Genomic DNA, 12,946 nt, shown 5'->3' with positions numbered 1-12,946 from the left:
CTTGGCATATCCAAATCATGAAAAAGAGCCCCCTATCCAACTCATTAAGTGTTAGATAAAGGGACTCCGTTTTAGCTACTCTGCTGTGGTCTTTTTCAGATAGGCTCTCCATGTAATACACCATTGATCGGGGTGATCGAAGCTGGACTCATCAATTCGGTGTACGGTACTGCGTGTTGGCGCATTTTTCACAACTTCAGGCGTCTCATAAGCTTCCTTCGAAATTTGCGTCAATGCAGCAATATATTCATCCAAATCTTCTTTGGAATAAGATTCTGTCGGTTCCAATGTAAAAGGCTGCGGTACGACATACGGATGATGACTGGTCCAGTAATGAAGACCAAAATCGCACATTCTGCGCGTCACATCTTCTGTCGTAACACCTGTCTCCTTCGTCATCTGCTCCCAACTGTAGCGAACCTGCTCTAGACGATTGCCCTGTACATACGGTGCTGATGCGCCACGGATCTGTGTTATTTTATGATACAAATAATTGTTGTTCAGCACGGCTGTCTGTGCAACTTGCAGCAAACCTTCAGCACCAAGTGCACGAATCCAAGCATACGCCCGAAGTACGGTCTGTGCTACACCATGGAAACTGCGAACTTTACCAATGTTGTTAGCATGCGCATGTTCACTTGTAAAATGATACTTCTCCCCATCAAAGCCAACAATCGGCCCTGGCATGAACGGAATCAGATCACTTACGACACCCAGCGCCCCAGTTGCAGGGCCACCGCACATATGAGGTGCTGCGAATGTCTTGTGCAAATTGAAGAAACACATATCAAATCCTGCTTCTTTAGCACGTGTAACACCAAGCAAACCATTGGCATTCGCCTGATCATAATAGCAAATACCACCTGCTTCATGGACGATGTCGGTGAATTGCTTAATTTTAGGGTTATAAATGCCTGTATCTTCAGGATTTGCAACTACGAAGCCAGCTGTCCGATTGGAAACAACTTTCTTCAGCTCCTCAACATCTGGGAAACCATCTTTATCTGGATATAAGGTAATGATCTTATACCCTTTTACAACAGCCGTAGCCGCCTGAGAAGGGTGGGAGAAAATCGTCGTAATAATTTCATTACGCTGCTCACCTTCGCCTCTAGAATCGTGATAAGCACGTACGATGGATGCCATCGCAAGCAATGCCTGCGTACCGCTGCTCGGTTGGAACGTAAATTGATCCATCCCCGAAATTTCACGCATAGCAAGGTCTAAACGATAAAATACTTCCAATATCCCTTGCACATCTTGTACGTTCTGCAAGGGGTGCAGCTCCATCAGCTTCGGCGTGCGAATCATCATCTCATTAATACGAGGGATGTATTTCATCGTACAGGTTCCTTGGCCAATCTCTACATTCAAGTCTGAGCCTAATGTCTCTTGAGATAAGCGCAAGTAATGACGAAGTACTTTTGCTTGACCGATTTCCGGCAGTGCAGGTGGAACAGTGCGTTTCATCGAATCTGGAATAGCAGATATACCATCCCCAATTGCAGTCGCGATGGCTGCCTCAGCTTGTGGAACCTGAACCCCACGTTCACCTGCTTTATGCAATTCAAAAATTACCGGTTCATCCCACTTCGCTTGATGAAAGTTTCTTACTTTGTGATCACGACGTATCCGCTTCATTACACGCTCACTCCTTCCTGCAATGCTGCTAAGCATCCTTTAATGGTAGAGGCCAATTGATCTAATTCCTCTTGCGTATGAATCTCGGTTACACAATACAAAGCAGATTGTCCAAGCTCAGGGAAATCTTGCGATAAATCTTTGCCGCCTTGAATGCCTAGCTCGGAGAGTTTTGCATGAATGGCTGCAACGCTCAAGCCGGTATTCGTAAAATCAACAATGAATTCTTTGAAGAAAGGTGAAGTGAATTTAAGTTGCACACCTTCTACTTGACCAAGCAAGCCTGCTGCATATTGGGATTTCTGCATGATAGTCTGTCCAAGCTCTTGCATTCCGTACGGACCCATTAGGCTTAAGTAAACTCCTGCCGTAATACCCCACAATGCGGTTTGTGTACCTACGGACTCTTTTCCAGTCTCACGATGGGCAAAAGAAGTTCGTTCATACGCTACATCACCAAAGCCGTATTCCCCTTCAACCGAAGTTGGTGCGATACCAAACAAACGGGACGGGTACTCCATAACGAATCTCTCTTCGTCATGCGTTGCGATAAAACCCGCTTGACCACCGCCGAAATTCATATGCATGCCTAGTGGCTGTAAATCGCCGCATACGATATCTGCACCGTACTGACTAGGTGGTTTCAATACACCGAGAGAACTCGGATCAACACCAACCACAAAGAGTGCTCCTGCAAGATGAGTGATATCGGCAATTAACGCTCCCTGTGATTCAATTATTCCAAGAAACGTAGGATTCTCGATATAAACTGCTGCTGTCTCTGCATCCACCTTCTGTTTCAAATCCTCTACATCCAGTTCCCCTGTCTCGCTATTATAATCAACGAGGGAATAAGATAAATCTGGTGTAATGTAGTTCGCGATAATCATCAACTTATCCCGATCAATCGTCGCTGGAAGCAAGACTTTCTTGCGTCCTGTAATTCTTGCTGCCATTCGAAGCGCTGTGGAAGCTGCTTGCGCCCAGTCAAATGTAGGAACATTTACAACGTCCATGTCTACAAGCTCAGCAACTAGACTTTGATATTCAAATAAGGTTTGAAAACGGCCATGATCTTCATACGGTTCACCTGCATAGGCTGTCACGAACTCCGAACGTTGGTTGATCTCGTCACAAACAGCAGGTACGTAATGCTGCCAACAGCCCGCACCTAAGAAGTTTAGCTTTTCCTTGGCACTTTTATTTTTATTAAGCAATTTCTCCACATCGCGCTGAAGTTCATATTCCGTTAATACTGGAGGCAAATTCATCATCCGGTTTAACTTGATATCATCTGGAATAATAGCAAACAAATCTTCAATTCGGTCAACACCGATCTCATCTAGCATTTGGCGCTGCACTTCTGGGATCGTATTTGGTATATAAGGATGCGCAGCCGATTTATTGTTCTTTTCCATCCAAGTCACCTCAATCGAATCATTTTATAAAAAAATATTAAGCCAAGCCTCCGCCGTCGACGACAAGCACGCTGCCTGTAACCCAACTCGACATGTCGCTTACAAGGAATAATACTGAGCTTGCGATGTCTCTCGGCGTACCCAAACGCTCAAGTGGACGACCAACTGCGGATGATACTAAGAAAGAGCCTTCTTCTTTACCAAGCTGTTTTGCTTCATCTCTTAGTAGCGGTGTATCTGTATCTCCTGGGCACACACAGTTCACACGAATATTTTGCACACCATGGTCAATTGCCATCGCCTTCGTTAAGTTCACAATTCCTGCCTTAGCCGCACAATAAGCTGCCGCTTGATCGCCGCCTTTAAGCCCCCAGCCCGATCCTGTGTTCACGATACTGCCACCACCCACTTCTGCCATGTGTGGGATTGCATATTTGGACAGAAGGTAGGCACCTTTCAGTGAAACATCCATGACAAGATCCCAATCTTTCTCTTCGAGATCCACAACTGTCTTTCTGCGGATAACACCTGCATTATTGAATAAAATATCGATACGGCCTTGTTCTTCAACAATGCGGCTGACCGTCATTTTACAATCGTCATTGGAAGTTACGTTGCAGGAGTAAAAGTGCGCTTGTCCGCCTTGTTCACGAATGGCTAATGCTGCTTTTTCACCCTGCTCTTGATTAATATCGATCAGCATCACATTCGCGCCAAACTCAGCTAACATTTCCGCTGTTGCGAATCCAATTCCTGAAGCTCCTCCTGTAACAATCGCTACTTTTCCATCTAAACGTAAAATTGCATCATACTTCGACATGTCTGGTATGTTGCTCCCTTCTCTTATGTGTAAAGTCAATAATCCCATTTTCCCTCATTATAACGATTTTGGAAGCGTTTCATAACGTGAATTTGTTCGTAATTGATAGTCAATTTGTTTTATGAAAATAAAAAAACGTGTAAGGAACAACGTCCTTACACGTTTATTACACAGGAAATAATAGAGAACTATTATTTCTTAGCAGGAATTTTAATTTCTTGACCGATGTAGATCATATGTGGGTTCTTCAATTGGTTATAAGCAGCAAGTTCATGCCAGTCAAGACCATATTGTTTTGCGATTCTGGAAAGAATATCTCCTGCTTTAACAACGTACACTTCATCAGCTTGTACTGGCTTTTCTGATGGAGTAGGTGTAGTCGGTTCTGGTGTTGTCGGTTTTGTTGGTTCTGGAGTTTTCGGCTCAACTGGTTTTGTAGGCTCAACTGGTTTTGTTGGTTCAACGTTATCAGCAAATTTAATTGCATATTTAGCAAAACCGGATTCTTTGTTTGTATCTACATATTTCATGTAATTATACGAGTCAGCAAAAGCTTTCGCATTTGGTGAAGTTTCGAAAGTTACATTAGCTTTACCAAAGTTGTGAAGAAGTGCCCAGTTGTTATCTGCAGCTGGATCAATTGTTTTATTTTCGCTGATGTAATCAATTACGATTTGACGGTTCTCATCTGGTGAGTTGATTACAATCGACTTACCTTGGTTTACACCTGGGAAGTTACCGCCACCGCTTGCACGGTAGTTGTTCGTAGCGATGATGAATTTTTGTGCTGGATCAATTGCCTTACCATTAAATTGCAAGTCAACAACACGGCTTGCTTCTGGGTTAACTACTTTACCGCTAAGATCATATTTGGACGGTTGAGTTAGATCATATTTGTATGTTACGCCATCAAGTACGTCGAAGTTGTAAGTTGGGAAGTTTACGTTCACCAATGGTTGCTCTTCCGTTTTGCTTGGATCGATTTGGTTAAATTGACCAGCAGATCTTTCCAACCAGTTCTTCACGTCAGCACCTGTTACAAGAACAGCATTAAGTGTATTTGGATATACGTAAAGATCAGCCATGTTCTTAACCGCTAGGTCGCCTTTAGGAATATCTGTGTAGTAGCTTACGCCGTTACGTCCGCCAGCTTTAAATGGCGCACCAGCAGAAAGCACTGGAAGGCCGTCAAGCTCAGTACCTTTGATATTCTTCTCTACATACCATTTTTGTGCATTCGTTACGATTTGAATAGATGGATCATCTTGAATAAGTGCAAAGTAGCTGTTGATCGGTGCAGTCGATTTACCTACAGATCCACGAACATACTTCAATGTTTTTTCGTGCTCGCCTTTTACAGCGTTAACAATGTCTTTATCTGCATCTACTAACGCTTTTTTGTTCGCTTTGTCGTAAATTGGAACTACAGATGATTGGGAATCAACCACTTTCCATTTACCGTCTACTTTTTGCAAGTTTAAGTCAATAACACCCAGGTTATCGCCCCAGAAACCTGGCTCAACTGCAGGAATACCATTGATTGTACCTTTTTTCAAATCAACGCCAGCTTTAGCAAGGTCTACGCCTGTAGGACCAGCGAATTTAGCATCCGGGAATACAACGTGGGAGTGACCGAATAGAATCGTGTCGATACCAGGAACTTTACTTAACAAATAAGTTGCATTCTCGTCAGTACCCGTTGCTTCAACAGAACCGAAACCGGAGTGAGGGATCGCAACGATCAAGTCAGCGCCTTCAGCTTTCATCTTAGGAATAAATTTGTTAGCTGTCTCGATGATATCTTTTGCGATTACTTTGCCATCCAGACTAGCTTTATCCCAGTTCGTAATTTGTGGAGGAACGAAGCCGATTACACCAATTTTAAGCTTTTGATCTTGGCCATTCTCATCTTTAAATGTACGATCCAAAATTAGGTAAGGCTTAAAATAGTTCTTATCGTTATCTGGGTTGTTGTCTTTATCATCTATGTATACGTTTGCATTCACATAAGGGAAGTTAGAACCTTTCAAGCTGCGGTTCAAGAAATCTAGACCATAGTTAAACTCGTGGTTACCAACGTTACCTGCATCATATTTAAGCAAATTCATTGCTTTATATACAGGGTGAACTTCACCATCTTTAAGCGGATCAATCTTAGCCATTACGTCGCCAAGTGGGTTACCTTGCAAAAGATCTCCGTTATCAAAAAGCAAGCTGTTCTTCGCAGCATCACGGTGTTTCTTAATCAAAGATGCAGTCTTAGCAAGACCAAACTCGTCAGTAAGGCTATCTTTGTAGTAGTCATAGTTCAAAACGTTCGTATGAATATCTGTCGTTTCCATAATACGTAATTTAAGTTCAGGGTTTTTCGCATCTGCTGCTCCAACAACAGCTGTTGGTACAATTGTTGCACATAATACAGTAGCGGCAAGCGCTTTCGTTAAAGAAAACTTCTTTTTCAAAGTAATTCCTCCTAATGAATATAAACTCTTACCTCTTCACTATAATCTATCATACTGTTCTGTCAACAACGAATAGACAGAAACTTGCGTATTGTCACCAAATAAACAAAAATATTTGTGATTACGACAACATTCCTGTCCGAATAAAACCTAATTTAGGCTAAGCTTGTGATTTTTTTCTATCTTCATATACATTTTCCTGCGGTACAGTTGTCGCATAATCTGGCGTCCACTTCGGTGGACCATATTTACGCAGATACCCAAGTTGATTCAGATACGAATCAATTGGACCTTCGTTATAATACGTCTCTAGCAACTTCCAGCATCCATGTACATCGTTCAATGCGCGGTGGGCACCTTCAAGTGGAATACTAAACCTTTTACAAGTTTCGCTAAGGGTATACGGGTAAAAAGTACGATCCCGACTAATGGTTAATGTATCGAGGAATGAATTGTTAAACGAGCGGCCTGCTAATCTTTTTAATGTAAAATGAAGAAAACTCAGATCGAACGCAGCATTATGAGCTACGATCACATTATCGCCTAAAAAACGGTTCAAAATTTTAAAAGCTGTCATTTCATCCATCCCGTACCGCAAATCTTCGTCCGTAAGGCCGGTGATCTCCGTAATCTTAGGAGAAAGCGTACCCTCGTATTGCACAAGGGTACTAAATTCGCTAACAATTTTACCGTCCATCACACGGATAGCAGCAATCTCAATCACTTTATCTTTTTGCGGATCAAGTCCTGTTGTCTCAAAATCTAGAATCGTCAAATTCGTAAACATCAATTAACCAACCTCCGAGCTATGCTCTAGCACGAAGATTTTGCTTGCACAGTAATCAATAATGTCACTTCTTCTTACAATTCCAATAAAATTATCTGAATCATCCACAACAGGAACAAAGTTCTGCACTTTCGCAAGGCGAATCAAATCGTCCATATTCGCATCAATCCGCACAGCACGATTATCAAGTCGCATCGGAACCTCACTAATCGAGCGTCGGTGTGCATTTTCAAGAGACATGCCTTCCTGATTTTTGAAAAACCATAATAGGTCACCCTCTGTAATGGTCCCTATATATTTCCCTGTATCATCAAGCACAGGGATTGCCGTGTAACGGTGATGTTCCATTTTTTCTAAAGTCTGACGCAATGTATATTGGATTGTGATACAGACAACTTCAAGTTTAGGTAATAAAAAGAATGCAATATTCATAGAAAAAGAACCTCTCTATCCATCAAACTAATAATTAAAATGCTCTTTTTCTATTATAACATTTCCTAATCTGAAAATCAGATTTGCCCATCCCCCAGACTAAGCCGTTTTAACTTCGGCACATACGCATAGAGGAACGTAATCAGAGGCGATAACCAAAGAAATGTCGCATAAGGAATATAGTCGATGACAGGCACACCTAATGTTGCAGCAAAAAAGGCGCCGCTTACTCCCCAGGGGATGAGCGGATTCATCAGTGTACCGCAGTCTTCCAGGGTGCGTGATAGAGTGCGAAGTGGGATATTGCGTCGCGTATACTCGTCTTTAAACATTTGACCAGGCAGTAGAATCGACAAGTATTGTTCACCTGTGAGTGCATTAACAGCAATGGATGAAGTACCTGTTGCAAGTACGATATGGCTTGGATTACGTAAGGGTTGAACGATACGGTCGAACAAAGCACGAATAACGCCGCAATGCTGCAGCAGCCCGCCAAGTGCTAGAGCAATTAGTATTAGAGAAATGGAAGAAAGCATCGATTGTAAACCACCTCGATGCACGATGGATGCGACCAGATCGCTTGCAACTTCACCTTTGTACCCATTTTGCATCACTTGGAACCATGTCGAGACGGAAGTTTCTCCTTGCACAAAAAGGGCAACGAGCAGCCCACTTACGATACCAATCGCAAGTGTGGGTATAATTGGTTTCCGACGAATCGAGCAGTAAAGAACTACGGCAGGAGATGCGATCGTCAGCCAGTGAATATTGAAGCTAGCTTGAAGCGATTGTTTCATCTCTACAATTGAAGACATCGACGTCCCGCTTATTTGCGGTACAAAAATAAAGAAAACAATCGTAAGTGTAAGAGCTGGTATCGTTGTATACAACAAATTTTGAATATGGGTAAACAACTGTACACCCGCGACCGCAGGGGCAAAGTTCGTCGTATCGGATAGCGGCGACATTTTATCACCGAAACATGCCCCACATACAATGGCACCCGCAGCTAAGAACGGATGAATGCCCATCGCTAAAGCCATCCCCATAAGTGCAACCCCAACTGTGCTCACTGTTGTAAATGAACTTCCTGTAAACATCGAGACGATAATCGTGATGAAAAGCGCACTTAGCGCAAAGTAATTCGGATTGATATATTCCAGTCCCACATAAAGAATCGTAGGCACGGTCCCACTCATCATCCATACGGCGATCAATACACCAATTAAACCGAGAATAATGATCGGCATGATGGCTGTACGAATTCCTTTTAAAATAGCTTCCTCTAGCTCGTTCCAGCTAAAACCAAATAGATGCAAACAAGTTGCAACAATCGCTGTACCTGCAAGAAGTGGAATATGCGGCTCCGATTTCATGACGAACATGGCAACGAATAATAACAGGAACATACCGATAAATAGAGAAAGACTTTGACTAAAACTAGGTTGTTTAGACATGATGTTTTCGACCCCTTAACTTCTTCTAATCATATTTTCACTTTTATACTTTTAAGCTTCTACGCTTTTGTGCGGTTAAGTATAATAGCAAAATATAATACAGAGGTCTATGGCTGTCAAACCACAAATTGTGGATGTTACTTCACAATACCCATTCCTAGAATTTTGACATTTGTCTTTACATGTACTTCAGCGCGTGCGAATGCATCCCCCCAATGATCCTGAACTTTCAACCATTCCGGATTAGCATAAGCCCTTGCATACGTACCGAATCCGACTGGATCAATATGAGCTTTTTGTATTTTTTGCACGAAACGTTTAAAATGACGGTCCAGTTCCTCTTCGATTTGTGCTTCAAGTTTCGAGCCACTTTTTCTAAGATCGAGTGGAAAATAAAGTTCTGTCAATGAAATTCCCATCTTGATGTTAACATCAAAGCGAAATTTATCATTTTCATAACGAGCATCTGTCTTTACACTAATAGTCTGAGTGTCGAAGCTCAGCTCATTCTTCTGAATCAATTCGCCCTTGGAAGGGATGTCAGGTAATTCTAATGTGAAAGGAAACTTCCCCTTTAATTTGTGTTGTAGCATGTATAACAGCTTCGTGTCACCCGATTGAATGGCCAGTTTATAATGACTTTGCTCATCCAGTAATGCAGCCCCAATAATTTCTATTCTTTTTTCTTTAAGTCCGATCTCTGTTATGCTCGCTGTCACTCCTTTATCTAAGGTTTGGCGATGAAACTCCTGAAGAGTTGTTTTTATGGTCTCGTTTCTTAAAATAGAGGTATCAATCATTTTAGTTAAATATATTGGCAATCGAGGCTTATCCTTCGGTGCGAGATGCATAATATCTGTTACACTACCATCAACCAAAACCAAACGGGACGTAACCGTATTTTTGGCATCTCGAAAAAATCCGTCCAGAAGGGTATACCATTCCGGTTGTTGTGCTAACCGCTTGCCGATTAGAATAACTTGAGCTTTCCCACCATTTGTTATTCCTAAAACGTGCATATCGAACTTTTCCCTAGACTTCCGTAAGCTAGTTGTCTTAACCTCATACTGCTCTTCTTTGTCTTTCGCTTCTTTATTAAAAACAGGACTGGATAGAGAAAACACAAGTTCATTATTTTCATTAAGATCGATACCGATCACAAGAGAAAGTGTTAAATTCTCAATAATGTTCTGATCCTTGCATCCTGTAACGAAACAGGTTAAGCAAATGATAACAAGTATAAACAGCGCTTTTCTCATTTTCTGTTCCTCCGGGTAATTTTTTGATACACCGTAATGTAAATAAGTAAAAAAACGGGCAAGCAATAGCAAATTATAATCCCATTATACCCAGCCAAAGTTTTCCATTTTTCCTCTTGCATCCAAGAAGGCTTTGTAACCATTGCCATTATTACTACAGCGATTAAAAAGAGCCCAATAAACAAGCTGTGGTCTCGCTTACCGAATAGTTGAGCCGTTCCAAAACTCACAAGGTAGGTATAGGGAATCCAAGCCGTTGATACAACAAATAAGTACAAGGATAGGAATATCATGTCAAAGCGCTCTAAAAACCGGAATTCAATCACTTTCAGCAAATTCAGCACGGGCTGGTTATAAGTTGTTATTTCATCTGGACTAAAAAATGCGAAACAAAGAACGGTGACAAATAAATAAGTCAGCATAGTCAAGGTGTTCCCAATAATGACACCACGTATGGCTTTTTCTTTTTGTATCAAGTGAGGATACACAAAATATGTAATCTCAAATCCTATATAAGAGTACACTGTCGGTTCAACGGCTTTAAAAATGGGGGTCCAACCGTCTTTAAGCAACGGCAACAAATTAATGAAATGGCTATCCTTCAATGGAAAAAGTAGGATAAATGGCATCCATATGGTCAAGTAGAATACAATTTGGGTGTATCTCGAGAGTACTTGTAAATTTTTTCTAGCAATTAAATAAGTAGGAACTGCAAAAAGAAACATCACATAGGCAGTTCCCGTCGAGGGTAAAAACCAAACTTTGATGTACAGAACTGCTTCTACCAGAATAGTCCAACTAAAAAAAGCGAAGTGTGCAATCACCGGAATGAAGAGTATTTTTCCCATTACTTTTCCAAATAATCGAGTGAATATTTCCGGAAGTATGTCATTTGGATATTTCTTCATCACGAATACGATTACAACACTGAAAACAATATTAATGAACCCTCCGATAATAATGGATATCCAGCCAGACGTTCCAGCTATTTCAGCAAGCGTGCGAGGAAGGGATAATATCCCCGTACCTATCTGTATCCCATATATGAGAAAAATAAATTGTAAGTGCGTAATTGGAAGTTTTTTCAAAGTTATTCTCCTTCCGACTCCTTATTCTTCTGTCGAATCAACTGAATAGCCCGCGTGCCTTTAGGACGCTTCAGCATTATTTTCAGTGGTAATCGTAATAGAGTATCTTTCCAATCTCCGAAGTGAACGGGTCCAAATGGACTGCCGTAAGAAGCACCTAGTGATTTTAAAGTACATAAATGACCTACGATAATCATGGCGCCTATCACAATTCCTACAATGCCGAACATATAAGCGAGCATCATCAATGGAAAGCGCAGCAATCTAATCGCTGCCCCCATGTCATAATTAGGGATAATAAAAGAAGCAATGGCTGTAGAAGCAACAACTATGACCATGATGTTACTAACAATGCCCGTCTGAACAGCCGTCTGCCCAATAACAATGCCTCCAACTAGCCCCACTGTTTGACCAATCGGAGCAGGCAGACGTATGCCTGCTTCTCGCAACATTTCCAGCGTAATTTCCATGATAAAAGCCTCTAAGAAGGGGTGAAAGGGTACCCGCTCTCTCGATTCAGCTACCGATAAAATAAGTTGGATGGGAATGACCTCGAAATTATAACTAATGAATGAGATATACAAAGCGGGTAGGAACAGCCCCACAAAACATGCAAAAAAGCGCAGCAAACGAACAAATGAAGCAATTAACCAACGCATACTATAATCGTCTACACTTTGGAAAAAAGATACGAATGACACAGGACCCACGAGCACGCTCGGAGATTTATCTACAACCACAACATATCTACCCTGTAAAATGTGAGAAGATGCACTGTCTGGACGCTCCGTCAGTATCAATTGAGGAAATGGTGAGAAAGAATTATCTTCAATAAATTCAGCAAGTTCACCCGTGTTAATAATTGCGTCGATTTCAATTTTCTCAATTCTGTCTTTAATTTCTTGCAAAATTTCAGGATTCGCTACATCTTCCAAATAAAGAATGGAAACCTTGGTCTGACTTCTTGCACCAACAGTCAATTCTTGAATCTTCAATTGTCGATCGGGGATATAGCGCCGGATCAGTGCAATATTTTGACTAGCTGTCTCAACAAAGCCTTGATGAGCCCCTTTTAAAGAAGCTTCAAGCTGTGGATCCTCAATTGACCGCTGTGGCCACCCTTTTGTTCCGAGTACATAGGCTTGTTTGCTTCCTGCCACGAAGAGGATGCTGTCTCCGAGAAGAATTGCATTTTCAATTTCAGACCACTTGGTTACAGGATGAGACTCACCAATGGTTATAGGCAAAGATTGCTTCTCATTTTCATTATCTTTTTCTTTCTTTTTCTCTAATCCCTGATTCAGCGGCTGAATGACGTTATTATTGAGTGCATTCAAATTCGTCAAACTATCAATGTAGACCAGTGCATATGCGTGCTCACCCTCACCAATATATTTCACAATTAGATCCGGCATTAGAGTGAACATACTTTTCACATGATCAATGTTGCTTTGCAGTTGCGGAGAGAGCGATTCAGATTGTCCTGATGTGCTGTCTTGTGTGGGAGGTAACACCATAATCACCCTTTTTTTCATATAATTGATTATTATTGTTCGACAGAAATTGCCTGATTATGCGATAA

General features: G+C 41.6%; 10 protein-coding genes. All 10 read right to left on the bottom strand.

Annotation, left to right across the window (positions count from 1 at the left end; genetic code table 11):
* Positions 1-75: 75 nt before the first annotated feature.
* Positions 76-1,641, bottom strand: a complete 1,566-nt coding sequence (gene gcvPB / locus ACSBOP_RS04285) for an aminomethyl-transferring glycine dehydrogenase subunit GcvPB (RefSeq protein WP_442603232.1) — start codon at positions 1,639-1,641, stop codon at positions 76-78.
* Positions 1,641-3,059: an aminomethyl-transferring glycine dehydrogenase subunit GcvPA gene (gene gcvPA / locus ACSBOP_RS04280; protein ID WP_442603231.1), complete on the bottom strand. Its 1,419-nt coding sequence runs from the start codon at positions 3,057-3,059 to the stop codon at positions 1,641-1,643. Before gcvPA ends, gcvPB begins: the two co-directional genes overlap by 1 nt.
* 37 nt (positions 3,060-3,096) lie before the next feature.
* Positions 3,097-3,879, bottom strand: a complete 783-nt coding sequence (locus tag ACSBOP_RS04275) for an SDR family NAD(P)-dependent oxidoreductase (RefSeq protein WP_442603230.1) — start codon at positions 3,877-3,879, stop codon at positions 3,097-3,099.
* Positions 3,880-4,070: 191 nt separating this feature from the next.
* The gene (locus ACSBOP_RS04270; RefSeq protein ID WP_442603229.1) at positions 4,071-6,341 is read right to left on the bottom strand and encodes a bifunctional 2',3'-cyclic-nucleotide 2'-phosphodiesterase/3'-nucleotidase; all 2,271 of its coding nucleotides are present in this window, start codon (positions 6,339-6,341) and stop codon (positions 4,071-4,073) included.
* A gap of 160 nt (positions 6,342-6,501) precedes the next feature.
* Complete coding sequence (locus ACSBOP_RS04265; RefSeq protein WP_442604370.1) at positions 6,502-7,128, bottom strand: 3'-5' exonuclease; 627 nt, start codon at positions 7,126-7,128, stop codon at positions 6,502-6,504.
* A gap of 3 nt (positions 7,129-7,131) precedes the next feature.
* Positions 7,132-7,560, bottom strand: coding sequence for a CBS domain-containing protein (locus ACSBOP_RS04260; protein WP_442603228.1), 429 nt, complete (start codon positions 7,558-7,560; stop codon positions 7,132-7,134).
* A 77-nt stretch (positions 7,561-7,637) separates the two neighbouring features.
* Positions 7,638-9,017, bottom strand: a complete 1,380-nt coding sequence (gene nhaC / locus ACSBOP_RS04255) for a Na+/H+ antiporter NhaC (protein WP_442603227.1) — start codon at positions 9,015-9,017, stop codon at positions 7,638-7,640.
* 137 nt (positions 9,018-9,154) lie between these two features.
* Entirely contained in the window at positions 9,155-10,276 is a 1,122-nt protein-coding gene (locus ACSBOP_RS04250) for a Ger(x)C family spore germination protein (RefSeq protein WP_442603226.1), read from the bottom strand.
* The gene (locus ACSBOP_RS04245; protein ID WP_442603225.1) at positions 10,273-11,364 is read right to left on the bottom strand and encodes a GerAB/ArcD/ProY family transporter; all 1,092 of its coding nucleotides are present in this window, start codon (positions 11,362-11,364) and stop codon (positions 10,273-10,275) included. Before ACSBOP_RS04245 ends, ACSBOP_RS04250 begins: the two co-directional genes overlap by 4 nt.
* Before the next feature lie 2 nt (positions 11,365-11,366).
* The gene (locus ACSBOP_RS04240) at positions 11,367-12,881 is read right to left on the bottom strand and encodes a spore germination protein (protein ID WP_442603224.1); all 1,515 of its coding nucleotides are present in this window, start codon (positions 12,879-12,881) and stop codon (positions 11,367-11,369) included.
* Positions 12,882-12,946: the final 65 nt, after the last annotated feature.

The sequence above is a fragment of the Paenibacillus sp. KN14-4R genome, from assembly GCF_052180255.1.
Classification (GTDB): Bacteria; Bacillota; Bacilli; order Paenibacillales; family NBRC-103111; genus Paenibacillus_AM.
This window is presented reverse-complemented; position numbering and strand designations above follow the sequence as displayed.